Origin of the sequence: Sphingobacterium sp. SGR-19, from assembly GCF_011043555.1 — a bacterium.
In the GTDB taxonomy this organism is placed as follows: domain Bacteria; phylum Bacteroidota; class Bacteroidia; order Sphingobacteriales; family Sphingobacteriaceae; genus Sphingobacterium.
The window spans coordinates 167186-186833 of sequence record NZ_JAAKGS010000003.1; the positions used below are offsets into that span (position 1 = coordinate 167186).

At 43.2% G+C, this 19648-nt stretch carries 15 protein-coding genes; 5 read left to right on the top strand and 10 right to left on the bottom strand.

The window, feature by feature from the left end:
• Nucleotides 1-2: 2 nt before the first annotated feature.
• Nucleotides 3-701, bottom strand: a complete 699-nt coding sequence (locus G5B43_RS08220; protein ID WP_165294259.1) for a hypothetical protein — start codon at nucleotides 699-701, stop codon at nucleotides 3-5.
• 68 nt (nucleotides 702-769) lie between these two features.
• On the opposite strand from G5B43_RS08220, the gene trpS reads away from it, so the two are divergent.
• Both trpS and G5B43_RS08230 read left to right on the top strand, forming a co-directional pair.
• Nucleotides 770-1771 (top strand): tryptophan--tRNA ligase, encoded by a 1002-nt coding sequence (trpS, locus tag G5B43_RS08225; RefSeq protein ID WP_165294260.1) that lies wholly within the window; start codon nucleotides 770-772, stop codon nucleotides 1769-1771.
• 3 nt (nucleotides 1772-1774) lie between these two features.
• Nucleotides 1775-2389, top strand: coding sequence for a deoxynucleoside kinase (locus G5B43_RS08230; protein ID WP_165294261.1), 615 nt, complete (start codon nucleotides 1775-1777; stop codon nucleotides 2387-2389).
• Nucleotides 2390-2400: 11 nt separating this feature from the next.
• Here G5B43_RS08230 and radC read toward each other — a convergent pair whose 3' ends face one another.
• Nucleotides 2401-3087 carry a RadC family protein gene (gene radC / locus G5B43_RS08235; protein ID WP_165294262.1) on the bottom strand — a complete coding sequence of 229 codons (687 nt, stop codon included), beginning with the start codon at nucleotides 3085-3087 and terminating at the stop codon, nucleotides 2401-2403.
• A gap of 153 nt (nucleotides 3088-3240) precedes the next feature.
• Between radC and G5B43_RS08240 the strand changes: the two genes are divergently transcribed.
• Nucleotides 3241-3699, top strand: coding sequence for a peptidylprolyl isomerase (locus G5B43_RS08240; protein WP_165294263.1), 459 nt, complete (start codon nucleotides 3241-3243; stop codon nucleotides 3697-3699).
• Nucleotides 3700-3712: 13 nt separating this feature from the next.
• Entirely contained in the window at nucleotides 3713-4117 is a 405-nt protein-coding gene (locus G5B43_RS08245; RefSeq protein WP_165294264.1) for a DUF5606 domain-containing protein, read from the top strand.
• A gap of 44 nt (nucleotides 4118-4161) precedes the next feature.
• On the opposite strand, the gene G5B43_RS08250 is transcribed toward G5B43_RS08245, so the two are convergent.
• The 8 genes from G5B43_RS08250 to G5B43_RS08285 form a co-directional block, all read right to left on the bottom strand.
• Nucleotides 4162-5232, bottom strand: a complete 1071-nt coding sequence (locus G5B43_RS08250; protein ID WP_165294265.1) for a PA0069 family radical SAM protein — start codon at nucleotides 5230-5232, stop codon at nucleotides 4162-4164.
• 57 nt (nucleotides 5233-5289) lie between these two features.
• Nucleotides 5290-7131, bottom strand: coding sequence for a carbon starvation protein A (locus tag G5B43_RS08255; protein ID WP_165294266.1), 1842 nt, complete (start codon nucleotides 7129-7131; stop codon nucleotides 5290-5292).
• A gap of 16 nt (nucleotides 7132-7147) precedes the next feature.
• A complete protein-coding gene (locus G5B43_RS08260; protein ID WP_165294267.1) occupies nucleotides 7148-8800 on the bottom strand; it encodes an FAD-dependent oxidoreductase in 1653 nt (550 codons plus the stop codon).
• An 8-nt stretch (nucleotides 8801-8808) separates the two neighbouring features.
• On the bottom strand, nucleotides 8809-10818 hold the full coding sequence (locus G5B43_RS08265) for an FAD-dependent oxidoreductase (protein WP_165294268.1): 2010 nt from the start codon (nucleotides 10816-10818) through the stop codon (nucleotides 8809-8811).
• A gap of 1 nt (nucleotide 10819) precedes the next feature.
• Nucleotides 10820-12508 (bottom strand): RagB/SusD family nutrient uptake outer membrane protein, encoded by a 1689-nt coding sequence (locus G5B43_RS08270; RefSeq protein ID WP_165294269.1) that lies wholly within the window; start codon nucleotides 12506-12508, stop codon nucleotides 10820-10822.
• Between the two features lie 22 nt (nucleotides 12509-12530).
• Nucleotides 12531-15725, bottom strand: coding sequence for a TonB-dependent receptor (locus tag G5B43_RS08275; protein ID WP_165294270.1), 3195 nt, complete (start codon nucleotides 15723-15725; stop codon nucleotides 12531-12533).
• Between the two features lie 217 nt (nucleotides 15726-15942).
• Complete coding sequence (locus tag G5B43_RS08280; RefSeq protein ID WP_165294271.1) at nucleotides 15943-17088, bottom strand: FecR family protein; 1146 nt, start codon at nucleotides 17086-17088, stop codon at nucleotides 15943-15945.
• Between the two features lie 51 nt (nucleotides 17089-17139).
• Entirely contained in the window at nucleotides 17140-17730 is a 591-nt protein-coding gene (locus G5B43_RS08285; protein ID WP_165294272.1) for an RNA polymerase sigma factor, read from the bottom strand.
• Between the two features lie 166 nt (nucleotides 17731-17896).
• Between G5B43_RS08285 and G5B43_RS08290 the strand changes: the two genes are divergently transcribed.
• The gene (locus G5B43_RS08290) at nucleotides 17897-19633 is read left to right on the top strand and encodes a thiamine pyrophosphate-dependent enzyme (protein ID WP_165294273.1); all 1737 of its coding nucleotides are present in this window, start codon (nucleotides 17897-17899) and stop codon (nucleotides 19631-19633) included.
• Nucleotides 19634-19648: the final 15 nt, after the last annotated feature.

Below are 19648 nucleotides of genomic sequence, written 5' to 3' on the forward strand. Positions count from 1 at the left end.
CATCAAGGCTCATCACAATCTAAAGTATCTACTTTAACAAATAGTTTATGAAACTGCTGCATTTGTGTACCATCATAGTTAATATGGTGTACCGAATCGTTCGCACTATTCCACCAACCATATACTAATACATAGTCGAAAGCACGATCTAACCTATCAGCATGTTTCATTGTAGCTTCATAGTTATGCCATAGATATTCCGGCGTACTATTATTTTTCATCTGCTCTTTTATTACATGTTTGTAGGCTTCCAGCAAATCATCACCTCCTTTATGAAGTGCTTCTGCATATTCCCTCGCTTGTGTGTCCTTTTCCACTGCCGCGATCAACGATTCGGGTTCTTCCTTCGCTTTCTTTTGTACTTTCTTTAAGGCATACGTCTCCCGCAAATAACGTAATACGTCCTTTTTCAAACGTTGGAAATAATGTGTTTGGACAATCTGTAAGTTCTCTACGGATGTTATCACACTATCATATCGGATGGTTAACTCTTCAAATGTCCCTTTATCATGAACGTAATGACTGGTACGAAAAAGGTTATATGTATCGATGAGTTGCTGTTCTGTATATTTTTTGCTATTGTAATATCCCTTATATGTACATAATTCATCGTCGAATGTCCAAGTTTTCGTTTGGGCAATGGCGAAATTTAAGAGAGATACCACTATAAAAGATCCTATCGAAATTTGTTTTAACCGCATAACGTCCATTTATGAAACTAATATAGCGAGCTTGCCGTTAATTACCAATTAATCCGTAAATTCGCGACATGAAAGAAACTGTTGTTAGCGGTATCAGAAGTACCGGTAAGTTACATTTGGGCAACTACTATGGAGCGTTGAACAATTTCGTCAAAATGCAGCACGAATACAACTGCTTCTTCTTCATAGCAGACTTGCATTCCCTAACTACACATCCTACTCCTGAGCACTTAAATCGTACAGTAAGAGAAGTTGTAGTGGAATATTTAGCAGCGGGCATTGATCCTGAACAGTCCACGATATATGTACAATCGGACGTTCCGGAAGTAGCGGAGCTCTACTTATACATGAACATGAACGCCTATTTGGGTGAATTGGAAAGAGCCACCGCATTCAAAGATAAAGTTCGGGCTAATCCCGACAATGTAAATGCCGGTCTTTTAACATATCCGGTGCTGATGGCTTGTGATATCCTGATCCATCACGGCACGAAAGTTCCCGTAGGGAAAGACCAAGAACAGCATTTGGAAATGACACGTACATTCGGTAACCGTTTTAATAGGTTGTACAACGTCGAATATTTCAAGGAGGCTTTTGCTTTTTCTTATAGTGATAAGCTAGTTAAAATCCCGGGGCTAGACGGTAACGGAAAAATGGGTAAATCCAATGGTGAGGCAAGTTGTGTATATTTAAGTGATTCACCCGAAGCGATCCGCAAAAAAGTGATGCGTGCGGTATCTGATGCCGGCCCTACAGAAATGAACCAAATAAAGCCAGAGCCTATACAGAATCTGTTTGATTTGATGAAAGTAGTCTCTACATCGGATACTTTACAACATTTTGAAGACTTGTACAACAAGTGTGAAATACGTTACGGTGATTTTAAAAAACAGCTTGCCGAAGATATGGTGCTGGCTACTGAACCTGTGCGTTCACGCATTCAAGAAATTTCCAATGACGACGAATACGTTAAAAAAGTGATTCGGATGGGTGCTGAGAAAGCACACGAAAGTGCTGCTAAAACAATAAAGGAAGTACGCGAGATCATTGGAATTAAAAAATTGTATTAAAATATGCATATAGCAATTGTAGGAAATATCGGAGCAGGAAAAACGACTTTAACAGAACTGATCGCACGTCATCTTAATTTTGAAGCGCAGTTTGAAGCGGTGGAAGATAATCCTTATTTGGAGGACTTTTATAGCGATATGAAACGATGGGCGTTTAACCTGCAAATATTCTTTCTAAATAGCCGTTTTAGACATATTGTTGATTTGCAGAATCGCGGTATCAATATGGTTCAAGACCGGACAATTTACGAAGATGCTTATATTTTTGCCGAAAATCTATATGATATGGGACTTATGAGCGCACGCGACTTTGAGAACTACAGTAATATTTTTCAGAGTATCGTTCACTATATCAAAGCACCCGATTTGTTGATTTATCTACGGGCTTCCGTACCAACACTGGTCAGCAACATTCAAAAAAGAGGGCGTGATTATGAGTCAGCTATCCGTTTAGATTACCTCTCCAAACTCAATGAAAAATACGAAAAGTGGATAGGCAATTATAACGATGGAAAGCTGTTGGTGTTAGACAAAGACAATCTCGACTTTGCCAGTAAACCCGAAGATTTAGGGCATATCATCCAAAAAATCGAAGCCGAAATGTTCGGACTTTTTTAACACGGCATACTTTATAGCAGCCCTTCATCACGGAAACTGAAATAAGCGTTATCTGTAAAAATAACGTGGTCGTTCACCCGGATATCCATCAGTTCTGCAGCAGCAACAATTTTCTTGGTGATTATTTTATCGGCATTGCTAGCTCGTAATGTACCTGATGGATGGTTGTGAACCAAGATAATGGAGTTTGCCTGTACTTGCAACGCAAATCGCAGGATAACCCGTATATCGACTGGCGTTGCATCATTACCGCCGCGGCCTATTATTTTCTTATCTAACAATTTACAGCCTGTATTTAGATAGATTACCCAAAACTCTTCATGGGGCAGGTCTTGTATATAAGGACCAAAATAATCGTAAACTTTCTTGCTGCTGTTCAAGACGGAAACAGTCTCCGGTTCCATCTCTTTTCGACGGCGTCCTAGCTCCAACGCGGCAATGATACTGATTGCCTTTGCCTCTCCAATTCCTCGATAACGGCATAGGTCGGGGACTTCCAGTCTGGAGATATTATTTAAATTATTTTGGGCATCAGATAGTATGCGACGACATAGTTCGACGGCGGTTTCTTTTCTAGAGCCGGAACCGATCAGGATGGCCATCAACTCTGCATCTGTCAAGGCCCTTCTACCTTGCTCTAATAGTTTTTCACGTGGGCGATCTGCTTCTGACCATTCCCGGATGATTAGTTTTTCCATGTCAACAAGTATATAACGGCACACTAAAGTTACTATTTTTTTTAGCAAAAACAAACTTACTGGCACAAAACGCATTAACAATTCTTAACCGATTCAAGTCCTGCATTTCATAGAGAAACTTTATCTTTGCAATTCCATATAAATATCAAAACAATGAGTAAAGCGATTATCAAGACAGAAAAAGGCGATATGACTGTGCAATTTTACACGGAAGACGCTCCAAATACGGTAGCCAACTTTATTAAATTGGCAAAATCTGGTTATTACGACGGGTTAGCATTTCATCGCGTCATCCCCGATTTCGTTATTCAGGGAGGTTGTCCCAATACTCGCGAAGGAGCGACAGGCATGCCGGGCACAGGCGGTCCCGGTTACAAGATCGATTGTGAATTAACAGGAGATAATCAATATCATGACAGAGGGGTATTATCGATGGCACATGCGGGAAGAAATACCGGCGGTTCGCAATTTTTCATCTGCCACAGCCGTAATAATACAGCGCATTTAGATAGAAACCATACCTGCTTCGGAAAAGTTATTGAGAACGTAGATGTTGTAGACGATATCCGTCAAGGAGACCGCATCCTGGGAGTGGAAATTATTGAAGAGTAAAACCTAAATAGACATGAATTTAAGAGCTTTAGTATCAGTTACCGGAAAACCGGGTCTTTTTAAATTGATTGGCCAAAGTAAAAGTGGATTTATATTGGAAACGTTGGATGATAAAAAAATAAAATCCACCGTTAACCTATCAACTACTAAAATGGCTACCTTGGAAGATATCACCATTTATGGCGAGGAGGAGGAAATACGGCTGATTGATGTATTTGAAGCCATCAAAGAAAAAGGTGGTGATACACCCGATATAAAGGATGGAAAAGCATTGCGGGAATTCTTCCGTGAAGTAGCGCCGGGACACGACGAATCAAGAGTCTATTCTTCTGATATCAAAAAGATTATAACTTGGTATAATATTATAAAGGAATTGCCTTTATTTGAAGAAGAAGCGCCAGAACCAATCCAACAATAATATTTATGTAGAGATGCGGATACCGCGTCTCTACATCTTTTATATCAAAACAACCGCAATTGCGCATCACGATTCGGTCTTTCAAATAAATCAGTACGCAAAATCGGATATTCTCGCTGCCCCATATATTTTTTGACCGCGACCTTGAACAGCTGACGTATACCCTCTGCCGTTTCACCATCCCCACGTATTCTCCTTCCCCATTGACTATCGTTGAGCTTACCTCCGTGACACGCCTCTATACCGTGAATAATCTTTTCTGCCCCATCTGGATAATTCTTATACACCCAGTCTTTAAAAATATTTGCTATCGCTCCGTTTAGACGCACAATGGTATAACTAGCCCATCTTGCTCCTACATCAGCGGCCCGTTTTATTAATGCCGGCATCTCATCGCTGTTTATTCCAGGGACAATCGGGGCAATCATTAACGAAACAGGGATATTCTTCTCTGCCAATTTTTCAATTAGCTTTAGCCGTGCCCCCGCAGTTGCCGTTCGCGGTTCCATCTTCCTTCTCACTTCTTCCCGCAAGCTGTTAATCGTGACCGATACACTGACCAATCCTAATTCGGCAAGAGCTGCCAACAAATCCAAATCGCGAAGCATAAGCACGTTCTTGCTGATCATCATAACCGGATGTTTATAGGTTAGAAAAGTGTTTAAGAGTTGACGGGTAATCCTCAATTTACGTTCGATCGGCTGATAACAATCTGTATTTCCCGACATAAAGATAGGCTCTGGAACATAACTCTTCTTGGCAAATGCTTTCTCCAGTAATTCCACAGCATTATATTTCACCAAGATCTTCCGTTCAAAATCCAGCCCGGCACTGTAACCCCAGTACTCATGAGAATTGCGGGCATAGCAATAAATACAGCCATGCTCACAACCTTGATAAGGATTTAGCGATTGGTAAAACCCAATATCCGGACTATCTACCTTAGATAAAATTGCTTTCGGATATGTCGCTATAATCTTCGTGGAATCAGATGTTAAAAAGGGCTCATCCAATCCTTCTATATATTCCTGCACGTAGCTATGCCCGAAAAACTTATTGTTGGGATTTAGTTGCGCCCCTCTTCCCTTAAAATATTCTTCTTCCTTTAAATCCATACACAAAAATACTAAAAATATTAGTTTTTTATTATATATAGACAGAGAATATTTATCTTACCTTTCCACTAACTCCTTAACGGTATCACCATAACGATCCACTTTATCGGCTCTCATTTTTGTCAAGCGATGCCATCGTTTAAACGTATTGATAAAAACAATCAACATTAACACCATTGCTAACAAAGCCAATGACGCCAATAGGTATTGTCCTTGCGGTAAATAAATAAAACGAACCTGTTCATAACCTGCCCAGAACGTAATAATCGCCATAAATACGCCCGGTATTGCTGCACACAACGCATACTTGCCTCGGTTAATACGGATCAACATAGTTGTACAGACGATAAGTCCACAAGCTGCCAGTAGCTGGTTACTGATCCCGAATAATGGCCATATACTGCTTACGTTGCCGGTATAGACCAAATATCCCCATGAAAATGTAAAAATAAAGCTGCAGATAATAATGCCGGGCATCCAGTTCTTGTCATTAAATTTAGGCATTACTGTCCCCAGCATTTCCTGCAAAAAGAATCGTCCTACTCGCGTACCCGCATCTATTGCGGTTAAAATAAAGACCGCTTCAAACATGATGGCAAAATTGTACCAATATGCCATCACGTCATCCATAAACGGTATTTTGTTAAAAATATGCGCCATACCTACGGCCAGCGAAACCGCTCCTCCTGTTCTACCCTGCAAGTCAACCCCTATTTTCTCGCTGAAATGTGCTAAATCTACAGGTTGCAAATGTGGATGGGCGGCAATAAAGGATTCATACATTTCTTTGGGCGTATTGATCGCAAAATAGTCTCCCGGAACCAACGTACAAGCAGCAATCAACGCCATTAATGCTACAAATCCCTCTACTAGCATCGCACCATAACCTACGAAAAGAATTTCCTTTTCATTGTTCAACATCTTCGGTGTCGTACCTGTCGCAATGACGGCATGAAAACCAGAAATCGCTCCACAAGCGATCACAATAAAGATAAACGGTAACACGGGACCGCCGATGACCGGACCTCCACCATGGATAAAGGATGTAAGGGCCGGCATCTCTATCGTCGGTTGCACAAAAATAATCCCGATGGCCAACATCAGAATCGTACCGATTTTCAAATAGGTTGATAAATAATCACGCGGAACCAAGAGCAACCATACGGGCAACACCGACGCTAAAAATCCATATACGGTGATGGCAATGGATATCGTCTCTACCCGCCAATGAAACAGGCTGCTGATGGCCGCAATCTGCATCAATTCGTGGCCGCCAATAATACTCGCAATTAACAATATTCCACCGATAATACTTGCCAATGTGACACTATTCTTCCGATAGCGCATAATCAATCCCATGAGAACTGCAATGGGCATAGTTGCAATAACGGTAAATAGAGACCAAGAAGCTTCGTGCATCGCGCTTATGCACGCCAAAGACAAGCCCGCTAATGTTAAAATGAGAATAAACAACACGGCAAACCCGGTGATTAAGCCCGTACCTTTACCAATTTCCTTACCCGCTATTGTCGCCAGGCTTTCCCCTTTATGTCTTACAGAGGCAAAAAGCACGACCATATCGTGTATCCCTCCGGCAAGCACACAGCCGATCAAAATCCACAATGTTCCGGGAAGATAGCCAAATTGAGCGGCCAAAACTGGTCCCACGAGCGGACCCGCTGCTGCGATCGCGGCAAAGTGATGTCCGAATAGGACATTCTTGTTGGTGGCCACATAATCTTTACCATCAGCAAACTCCACTGCCGGCGTGACATTCTTTTCATTCAACCGCAGCACTTTATTCGCCATAAAAATACCATAAAAGCGGTAAGCGATTGCAAATAATAATAGTGCTACAAACACTAAGGTAAGGGCATTAACACCATTTAAATATTCCATGTATATCCAAATATATTTATTTTTTGTTATCCAAGATTTGCAATTCCAATTCCAATTGTTCTCTCAATACGCTATACTCTACACCCTGCACAGTAGTGCCCTTATCAATAGCCAATACGGCAGCCAATGCCGCGCTCTGCCCTAAGATCATGAACACGGGTTCCATTCGGATACTACCGAAAGCAATGTGAGAGCTCGAAACACAAACCGGAACCAGCAGGTTCGTGCATTCTCCCTGTTTTGGAACTAGGGAACCGTACGATATCCGGTAAGGACCTTTCTTCGGTTTCACTCCAATGTCTCCCTCATTCTGCACATATCCATCTGGTTTGATGTAACGCTGGACGTTATGTGAGTCAAGTGTATAGGAGCCCATGCCTACCGGGTCAATAATCTCTTGATCGCTACACACATCATGCTCCGTCATCACATGTTGCCCAATCATACGCCTTGCTTCGCGGATATACAGCTGGCGTGGCCAGTTCCCGTTATCCGTGAACTCATCTTTCGCTAACCCCCATTGCGACATCTCCTCCCTTACATCTTTCGGTACCCGTTCATCGTTAGCCAGAAAGTACATCAGCCCTTTCTGGTAATCCTCATGTTCCTTAATGATTTCCTTCCGCCGCTCATACGAAGCTATGGGGTAATCGTAGTTCATCCCGATGAAGTCGGTACTGAACGGACCATGATTGTTTGTATCTGTTTTTCTATTTGGGATTGGATCGAACTTATAAAATGTTTCACGCCAACCCGCGGCAAACACACGAGCTAATAGCTCGTAATTATCTGGTTTGTAGCCATCTGGTTTCGAAAATTCAACTCGATTTTCAGGATGATTGCTCAAGCACATTCGGAAGCAGTATGCCTGTAACCGGTGGTCACCCTGCCCATATTCTCCCGGGTGCTCTTCCGATACCCCATATAGTAACCCGCTAGTACTGTCTTCCGGAACCACATATGGACTGATGTCTGAAGCGAACCAGTGTTTGTGGTGCAACACCCCCGTCTGCACACCGTTCCATTGCTCTCCGTATACACTGTTTGCCTCACGTCCTACATGGTAGCTTACCCCAGCCGCAGCCATCAGATCTCCCTCGTAGGTAGCGTCTATAAACATCTTACCGATATAGGTCTTCCCACTTAGCGTGGTGATCGACACAATCCTTCCATCCTTCATCGCGACACCCAAATCCCGGTCAAGCCATTCGTCACGACGTACGTCAATATCATATTCTTCTACGTAATCTTCAAAAACCTTTTCGGCTGCATGTGGCTCGAAGATCCACATCGTACGGGCATCGCCGTCGATTGCAGCCGTGCCCTGTCCCTTGTTGCCGTATTCATTCCAATTCTGCCAACGCCAAGAAGCACTGTCCTGATAATGCAAGTATAGACGGTGATAGAAATCACGCGCCAGCCCCCCGATCACTGATTTGTCGCCTGTGTCGGTGAACCCTAATCCACCAGATGATAGTCCTCCTAGATGTTTGTCTGGAGAAACGACGATCACCGATTTGCCCGATTTAATTGCTTGCACAGCCGATATAACTGCTGCCGATGTGCCACCATAGATTACGATATCTACTTCCTCGGTATTCGAATCGAAATTACTACAACCGACATGGAGGTACAAGGTAATAAGCAATAGAAAAGAAATGTACTTCATTATCAAATTTATTTAGTTGTTTGGTCGTCTACAGGCACAAATAACACAGCATTGGCAGCTACACTTCCGTCTGCACCTTTAGTACTCAGCTCAACAAACGTCTCATTTCCCTCTGCTTTTACGTGAAGTTCGCCCAATGACACCCAAGTGCTTGACGTTTGCCCTTTAATTTCGATTTCAGACAAATTTAATATTTTTTCTGATACCTGCTCGCCACTTGCTAACATATATGGAAACTGGGAGGCACTTTCACTGGTTTTTGGAAAATAGGTATATACGTGATAACTGCCCGGTTTCAAATCGCTCGCTACAAATCTAGCCGTACTCACGCCGACGTCGCTGTTAGCTTCCACATAGGTAGGTCCGTAGCCCTTTCTATTACTTTCCTTCCAAGTTCCAGTAAAGTGTACCGCATTTTTGTCTGTACTGCTGATTATCATGTCCGGCTGACGTCCGTCGGCCTTCGGGTTTGCCGCTAGCTCGGCCTTGATACTATTCACATCAACCTGCTGTACAGGAATACGTCCATCAATAGCCAAGCATGCAGCCACGGCAGCCGATTGCCCCAGTACCATAAAGACTGGCTCCATACGGATGGAGCCGAAAGCAATGTGACTTGCAGAAAGACATACCGGCACCAGTAGATTAGTCACCTCTTCCCGTTTCGGAACGATCGAACGGTAGGCGATCGGAAACGGCGGGAATCCGCCAACCTCCACATTCCCTTCATTTTTAACCATCCCGTTTACAACCAGGCGATCGCAGTTGTGTGAATCCATCGTGTAAGCTGCCCATCCCACTTCATCATCTACTATCTCCCTGCCCTGGCAGTGATGTTGAGTCATCACCAGTTCGCCGACCATACGCCGTGCCTCGCGTATATACAACTGAGGGCTCCAATGGCCATTGTCCACGTATTCGTCCTTCGGATAGCCCCACTCTTTCATCTGTTTACGAATGAATTCCGGAACCGACAGATCGTTTCCTACGAAATAAAGCAGCCCCTTGGTATAATCTTCGTGTGCTTTTATGATCTCTTGCCGACGTTTGTAATCTGCCTCCGGATAGTCCCAGTTCGCTCCGATCATATCCGTAGAAAATCCGTTTCGGTTGTTAATGTCGGTCTTTCCGTTCGGCATCAAACTCCAGATGAACACATCGGTAAGTGCCTTCCAGGGCTGGATTTCTTTTTGTCTACGGAGTAACTCGTAACGCGAAGGATCATAATTATCTGGTTGGGTAATGGGGACTCGGTTTTCCGGCACGTTAGTTAGCGCGATGCGGAAATTGTAAGCCTGCACCTTTTTGTCTCCTGTACCATCGGGCTGCAATTCACCATCGCGTATTCCCCATAGCAACCCACTAGCCGCATTACCCCGCTCCACGTACGGATCCACACCATCCGGAAACTGGTGTCCTTTCATCAGCTGTACTCCATTTATTGTTTCTCCATATACGTTGTTGGCTTCTCTCCCTATATGATAGGATACTCCCGCCGCAGCAAACAGATCTCCTTCATACGTGCAGTCCATATATACTTTGGCTTTAACTACCATAACAGGTTTTTCAAGCCCATCTACGGATTGAAAACGAACTAATTTAATGTCTGTTCCATTTTTCTCTACGTCCAACAATAACTGTCCGTGATGCATCTCCGCTTCGCAGTTCTCCATGTACTGCTTGAATAATCCTTCGGCGACTTTCGGTTCAAATATCCATTGTTCAAATCCGCCATAGTGTTTGCCAATTTTACGGTAGAAGTCCAGCGCTAAGCCACGTACCACGTATTTATTACCGATATCGGTCTGCCCTAGCCCACCGGAGCTCAAACCACCAAGCATTTGACCCGGATCAACTAAGATAACCGATTTGCCGGCCTTAGATGCCGTATAGGCAGCCACCACACCGGCAGACGTACCACCGTAAATACAAAGATCATATTCTTTTGTCTGGGATTGGCTAGTGACAACCATTCCCACACATAGTAATGTAAACAAATAACTTTTAAAATGTTTCATATCAATAATTTGGATTTTGTTCAAGATTCGGATTCGTTACGGTCTCGATATTCGGAATAGGCCATAGGTAATCACGCTCTGCATTGAATTTACGATTTTCGATTACCCTCATCTCGCTTCGATTCGAAACAGCTGAATAATCGACAAACCCGTCCACATCGATTTTAGGTGCAGTTGCTAACAAGCCTCTGGGAATACGACCGTAAAGCGTACTGTTCATTATTTTTTCAGCCAATTCCCAACGTCGTAGATCAACCATTCTAAACCCTTCGTTTGCCAATTCATATGCTCGTTCTTTGCGAACGAGCTCACGAAGTTCAGCTTGCGTTTTGCCTAAAGCAATTGGTGGCATTTCTACCGATGGGCGCTGCCGTACTTCGTTTAATGCGTCATAGACTGAGTGGTCGATTTCACCGGCCTCAATCTTAGCTTCTGCATAAATCAAAAGTATTTCGGCATACCGCGATTGGATGATGTTCAATTCTGAACTACCGACGAAATCCTTGTCTTCAAAATCGACGTATTTTTTCCAACAATAACCAGAAAAGGTTGCATACGCATTAGTCGCTTCCTGATTCCCGATACGGATTGGAACCGATGTATTGTATGAATAGTTCCAACACTGTGTACTGTCCTTATGGGTCTCAAACTGGAACCCAAAGAACTCCGTACCGGGAAGAGCAACAGTGTAGCCCAAACGTGGATCGCGATTTTGAAATGGTTTTGCCGGATCAAAAAGTGGACTTTCATCAATTTCCTGTCCATCGGTACAGGTATATAAATCTATCAATGCCTGAGAAGGGATTTTATTGGAATGGCCCTGTCCATTCCGGGAAAGAAAAGCCCGCGGAGCTACGTGGGTTCTTGTACCCTGATCTCTTAAATATTGAAAGGCGAATATAATCTCCGGAGAAGATTCACCCGCATAAGAAAACAGTTCACCAAAATTCGGATGAAGCGAATAGATACCCATATCTATCACCGCTTTGGCAGATTTCGCAGCCTCATCCCATCTCCCATTGTTCAACGCTGCCCGAGCACGTATTGCGAGCGCTGCGCCCTTTGTAGCGCGTCCTATGTCGGCTGCTCCGTAGCTCTCTGGCAGCACCGCAGCTGCTTCATCTAATTCTTGAAGCACGAAATTTACGACTTCTTCCTTCGGAGCTTTCGGTATCAACGCACTATCCAACGTCAGTCGACCTTTAGCCAGTGGCACGCCGCCAAAGAAGTCAGCCAAGTACTGATAGGTGAACGCACGGACAAACCGGGCTTCTGCTTGATAGCGTTCATACAATGCCATATCCATCTGTCCTTCCAACTTATGCATGTTATCCAAAATAAAATTACATTTGCCAATTACCTTATACGCTTCCCGCCAGATATTGATTACGTACCCGTTGTTACTATCATGATCGCCACGTCCAAGGGATTGCAAAGGCGACGTATTCCGATCCCAACCGAAATCAGAAATGGCATCCTGGGTAAGGTTTACTGGTATATCATCTGATGCATGATATACCATGGCACTGTACAATCCGTTAACAACCAATGTCAACTCGTCGGCATTATTGAAATAATCTTCATCCGACGGACCAAAAAGCGGCTTTCGGTCTAAGTAACTTTCGCACGACTGAAACGCGATAAAAAACATGAGCGCCGTCGAAACAAATATATAACGTATCCTTTTCATGATTTACTAAAATTTAACTGAGTCAAAAAGTGATATCCAATCCGAAGGTGTATACCTTTACCTGTGGGTAAAAATTACCAGTTCCCACAGGCGCTTCTACATCGTATCCATCCCAAAAATCGTCTACACTGAACAAATTCGTGCCGTTAGCAAAAATACGCAGCCTTTGAATACGGGTTCTTGATAACCATTCCTGTGGAAATGTGTACCCAATTTGCGCATTTTTAAGCCTTAGGTAAGCTGCATTCCGCATCCAAAACTGGGAAGCCTGCGCATTATTATTCTGCCCAAAGGCCAATCGTGGATAAGCTGCGTCCCGGTTTTCTGGTGTCCAACGATCCTTATTATCCTCCCGAATAGTTCCACCGATGGCCCCAGTTGTGGTGAAAGGTTGGATACCAGCTCCATAGAGATAGCCATCCGCTTTTCCAACACCTTGTAGCAATACGCTTGCATCAAAACCTTTATAGGAAGCTGAACCATTCAGTGAAAATGTATAACGCGGAACTGTACTTCCGATAACCACTTTATCACTTTCATTTATGATACCATCTCCGTTTTGGTTTTTATATTTGATATCGCCCGGAGCAAGTGTTCCGAATTGTGTGGGATGATCAGCTATTTCTTCGTCAGACTGGAAATAACCCTCGACTTCATAACCAAAAATCGATCCGATGGGATAGCCTTCCCGGTTCACGGTCAATCCCGTGTTATTCACCCCACGCATATCCAATACTTTGTTTTTTACATCAGAAAGATTGGCCGTTATACTATAACGGAACTCACGCTGAAAATCGCTGCGGTATGTAGCTGCAAATTCCCATCCTTTATTCTCCACCACACCAACATTTTGGTACGGTGCAGATAACCCTATGATCATTGGGATATCCAATAAAAGCAGAATATCGTTCGTTTTCCGATAATAGTAATCGGCTGTTAGATTCAACCGGTTAAATAAAGTCAAATCTAACCCTATATTCTTTTCTTCCGTACTTTCCCAGGTGATGTTAGGATTGGATAGATTGTTCAATGCGGCCGTACCGATAATAGCTCCTCCGAGTGTATAGGAACCGAGATCCAGTGCAGCGACAGCCGGATACGTGCCTATGTTTTGATTGCCCAATCGCCCCCACGATACACGCACTTTACCTTCGTTTAACCAATGTTTAGTATTCTCCATAAAAGGCTCTTCTGAAAACCGCCATCCTGCTGACGCTGACGGAAAGAATCCGTAGCGATTTCCTTTTAAAAACCGTGAAGAGCCATCATAACGTGCATTAACTTCCAGCAAGTATTTCTCTTTATAATCATAGTTTAAGCGTGAAAAAAAAGATTGCAATGCCCATTCGGATGCACTACCGGTTGCCTGTTGATTTATAGCCTGACCAGCGTCTAAAACCGGAAATTCTGGTAACACGTATGTATCACGGAATCCCTGTATCCATTCTTCCGTGAAATCCTCACGCGATGCACCGACCAGCCAACGAAAGGTATGATCGGAAAACGACTTGTCAACCGTCAGCGTAGCGCGCATATTGTTGTACAACTGCTGGGCATTCCGTTGCGTAAGTGCAGATCGCTGAGGAACGGCATACGCCGGCGAACCATCAGCATAATAGGATTGTACGACTTCCCGAAAATTTTTATTCACATCAGTGGAGTATTTCGGCGCATAGTTCACTTCTGCGGTTAGCCAGTCGACAGGCTTATAGGTAAGCGAGGCATTGATGCTTCCAAATGGAGACTTGTTTATTGCCGTGCCACCATCTTGCGCCGCAGAGACTGGGTTATTCCCATTCCACCCTAAGCCCCATGTGCCATCGGAGTTTCGAAAAGACTGATTGGCCGGAATACTGTTCATCCATTGGAAAATATTTGCAATTCCTGCTGATGGAGAAGTTAAAACCGGATTTACATATTGTAAATCTACTTTGGCCAATAGTTTATCTGAAAAGGTAATGTCCACATTGTTCCGGATGGTATACCGCTTAAAATTACTGTTCGCCGTCAATCCGTTTTGATCGAAATACCCAAATGAAGCTAACATTTTCACCTTGTTCGTTCCACCGTTGATAGTCAGGAAATGACTCTGTTGAAATCCAGACCCTGTTAACGATTCTTTTTGCCAATCCGTGTTGGTATATTCGTCGCTACTACCATTGCCCTGCGCACGATAAGCCTCCACCAATTCCTCTGAATAGAGTGGCGAGCTGCCCACATTGGTATAAGCTTCATTTGTCAATAACATATGATCCAAAGCATTCACAATCTCCGGCATATTGGTAGGCGACTGCCATCCAAAATAATTATTGTATGAGATCGATACTTTATCTCCAACACCTCTTTTTGTCGTAACCAAAATTACACCGTTTGCCGCACGAGATCCGTAAATGGAGGCAGATGCTGCATCTTTTAATATCGAAACCGATTCAATTAGGTTTGGGTCAATGTTGTTTATCGAACCTTCTATCCCATCAATCAATACCATCGGATTAGCGTCTCCAGTTGTACCTATACCACGGATCCGAATATTTCCCCCGTCAGATCCCGGTTGTCCGGAGCGTTGCGTAACAGTTACTCCTGGAGCCAGCCCCTGGAGGGCCGCAGATGTTTGACCAGCGGGACGCGCTGCGATATCTTCCCCAGATACCGATGATACCGCACCTGTCAAATTCACCTTCTTCTGCGTGCCATATCCTACTACCACTACTTCATCCAAATCCTGCTCCGCATTAGCCATACGTACCGTATAGCTCGTCTGTCCGGTTAAGTCCACCTGCGACGCACGATAACCAAGTAAGCTAAAAATAAGTTGATGGTCTTCAGTCGCGACAGCGATATTAAAATTACCGCGATCGTCTGTCACCGTTTGATGAGAATTAGTATTCGTCTTTACCGTGACATTTCCCAAGGGTTGCCCGTGTTCGTCAAGAACCTGTCCCGTAATAGATCGCTGCTGTACAGGCTGCCGCTTGCTTTGCGCTACTTTACGGATGATAATCGTATTATCTTTGACAGAATACGTCACGTTCTGTCCCGAAAGTAGGAAATCAATAACAGATGCTGTTGATTTGTTAACAAACTTTCCCGACACCTTTTTGTTCTCGTCCAAATCTTTGGGCGAATAAACAAATTTAACGCCAGCTAAACTATTGAGTTCCTTAAAAGCATCTTTAATAGCCGTATTTTTAAACTCAACGTTAATTAGTTGACGCAAAGCCTGTCCCAGTCCCAGTACAGGCGATATTATTAATAAATTTGAAACAATAATTAGGCATAATAATCTTCCATTACACCTTTTTAGTGTATTAATTCTCGTTAGTAATTTATACATTTGAATGTTGATTTAAACATGATCAATACATGGGGTCGCTAAAAAGCGTCCTCTTATTAGAGGTGTTCGCCGCACCTCTAATTTTTTCTTCCCTGTAGGTTTAGTCATTTGCTGTTACATAGATAACTCCTTTCTTTTCCACAAATGATATATTATTCGTCATTTCCATAATTTCCAATACATCCATTAGCTGTTCATACCGGCTTATCATCCCGGTAATAGGTAATTCCTGTACTGTTTGATCTACTTGAATAGGTTGTTCGTACCATTGTGCAAGTTCCTTCATAACATCTGCAACCTGCTCTCCTTCAAAATAAAAGAGTCCTTTGCGCCAGGCACGAACCTTGTTGTTCTCATCCGCGGATGCCACGAGTATACGATTATTGCTCGGGCTCAAAAATGCTTTTTGATTAGGCGTGAGCACTACAGAAGTATTATATTTATTATGCTTTAATCTTATTTTTCCTTCCAGCAAGACTACGCTTTCTTCACCAGCCTCCTGCGTATTCACACTAAACTGTGTTCCCAACACCTCCACCGTTTGCAAAGGCGTTTTGACAAAAAAGGGCATCGGTTTCCCGTCCTGCTCACGCTTGGCAACATCTAAACTTACTTCGCCTGATACATGCACCATACGTTCGGTTTTATTGAAGCTCGACTTAAATTCGATCGAAGAATGAGCATTCAACCAAACCTGACTCCCATCATCCAATAAAAACGTGAAAACTTTTTTGGTGGGATTTGTAATTTTCCGTGGAGCATCATCTGCTATCTCTTCCGCCAAAGCGGACAACAAAAACACCTTTTGATCGTCGATAAAACGATAAGCCGAACTATCCTGGATATCTTCATCCAGATCATATGATTTTTCTGCACCAATAGACAAAATCGGATTTTCTTTCATTACCTGGACAGTTTGCAAACTCTCGGAAGTACCATCCGATCCGCTCATCCGAAAAATGATAAAAGCTGCCGTGCAGACAAGCAACAAACAGGCGGCAAGTGGGATGTATGGGTTGTGACCGAGCTTTATAACCTTGTTTTTTGACGATATCTGGTTATCAATGGTCTGTTTAATTTCTTGCTCCAGAAGGTCAAAATCGACATCTGCACCTTCCTTTTCCTTACCAATCTGTTGGTAAAAACGCTCTACGAAACGTTCTTCTTCAGCCGATGCCTCGCCTTTGACATATCTTTTAAAGATAGTCGAAAGTTTATTTTTTATCCTATTGGAATTTCTAGACATACAAGAAATGGTTTACAATCGTTTCTTTCTTATATGTCGTAGAAAGCAGTGTTAACTCCCAAAAAAAAATAAAAAAAATAAAAATAAAATTTTATGCATCAAGCTACGCAGAAATGTAGTAGCATTAAGAATTTGATTTTGAACAGTTTTGGTAGATATGTTCAGCAGTTTACCTATCTCTTCCGTACTAAGCCCTTCCTCGTATCTCAACAAGAAAATCTCCTTTCGCTTGTTCGGAAGCCGGCTTATCCAATAGTTCAGCAGCGTATTCAATTCGTCATCCAACAATTTGCTGTCTGAAAATTCACTGTTCGCCAGCACCTCTGCAAAATCCTCGATCTCTTCTACGATAAAATCCTTTTTCCGGAATCTGTCAATCACCTTGAATTTAACTGCTCGCATTAAATAAGCTTCTACACGCTGGATATCCCGTAATTGTCTTTTGTTCCAAAAATCGACAAAAACTTCCTGAACAATATCTTTGGCTAAATCTTCATCTCGTAATTTTTGGAAAGCATGAACATATAATTTCTTCCAGGTGCGGCGATACAGATCGTCGAAAGCAAGGCTGTCCGACTCTCTTATAAGCTGCAAAAGTTCGTCTAAACTATAGGCTGTATATATATGTCTTGACCGATTCAATGGAACAATGGATTATAATTGTAACCGCAATATTAAATATTTTTATTTACAAATCAAATTTGAGTTTGATTATCAAAACGGCTACATCATCTGCTTTAAAACCATTTACTGCCTATCGTGTTTTATAGTTAATCCTTAAACAGTTAACGCTCTTTATCGAAAGAATATGGCAAAAATTATAGCAGAACAATTAGTAGAGACCATAGCGCAGGCAGGCATTAAGCGGATTTATGCCGTTGCGGGAGATAGTCTAAATGAGGTCAACGATGCCGTGCGACGGTCTGGCGATATACAATGGATACACGTGAGGCACGAAGAAACAGGTGCATTTGCCGCCGCCGCCGAAGCCGAACTCAACGGGATCGCCTGTTGTGCGGGGAGCAGCGGCCCCGGACATGTACATCTTATCAACGGGCTATATGAGGCACAGCGCAATAATGTTCCGGTACTGGCGATTGCTTCCACTTGTGCAACGGACGAATTTGGTACGGGCTTTTTTCAAGAGACCAACACTATAAAACTTTTTTCAGATTGCAGTGGCTATAACGAAATTGCGACCACCCCGAAGCAACTTCCCCGCATGTTGCAAGCCGCATTACAGCATGCGCACACCAAAGGAGAGGTAGCTGTTCTTGGACTTCCGGGAGATCTGACGAAGGAAAAAGCCGAAGAAGGTAGCACGGCTCCTTATCTGCTGAAACAACGACCTATTTTCCGACCTTCGGATAATGAGCTTCGAGAACTTGCCCAACGGTTAAATAAAGCGTCCAAAATCACTATTTTTTGTGGATTTGGTGCAACAGAAGCACATCAAGAAATAATTGCATTGGCAGGCTTGCTAAAATCACCGGTGGCTTATTCCTTTCGAGGTAAGATGGGCATACAGTATGACAATCCGTTTGAGGTAGGCATGACCGGCTTACTTGGGTTACCTTCCGCTTTTTATGCCATGCATCATTCCGAGCTGTTGTTGCTGTTAGGAACAGACTTCCCCTATAAGGAATTTATGCCTGACGATCTCGAAATCATACAAATAGATAAGCGCGCGGAGCGTCTCGGACGGAAGGCAAAGGTATCATTAGGTTTAGCAGGAAACATAAAAGACACGTTGGATGCGTTACTCCCCCTCATTGAAGAAAAAAAAGACGATGCATTCCTGCAAAAACAATTGGATAAATATGAAGATGTTAAGAAATCACTTCGTACCTATGTGGAAGATACAGGGAAGCAACATGCCATATCTCCCGAATTTTTAACGGATACCATCAATAGATTGGCAAATGACGACGCTATTTTTACTGTGGATACCGGCATGTGCTGTGTGTGGGGAGCCCGATACTTACACGCAACCGGAAAACGGATATTATTAGGCTCGTTTAGTCACGGATCAATGGCGAATGCGCTACCGCATGCGATAGGAGCTGCTTTAGCCAGGCCCGCCCAACAGGTTATCGCACTTTGTGGCGACGGTGGGCTATCCATGATGATGGGCGATCTGGCTACCGTCGTGCAATATAAACTGCCGATAAAAATTGTCGTTTTCGACAATCGTTCATTAGGCATGGTAAGATTGGAAATGCAAGTAGAAGGACTGCCCGATGGCGAAACCGATATGTTCAACCCTGATTTTGCCAAAATAGGTGATGCGATGGGCATGAATAGCTTTACGATAGATTCCCCAGATGACGTGGAGAGAACATTGCAAAATGCGTTCGCTGCCAACGGGCCGGCTTTGATCCATGTATATACCAATCCCGATTCACTCGCAATGCCTCCAAAAATAGAATTTGGACAGTTGAAAGGGATGGCATCAGCGATGGGCAAGATGATGCTCCATGGTGATTTTAAAGATGTTGCCAACATCATTAAAAGTAATTATAAGCACATCAAGGATGTATTTTAGCTAGCGCGCCTATCA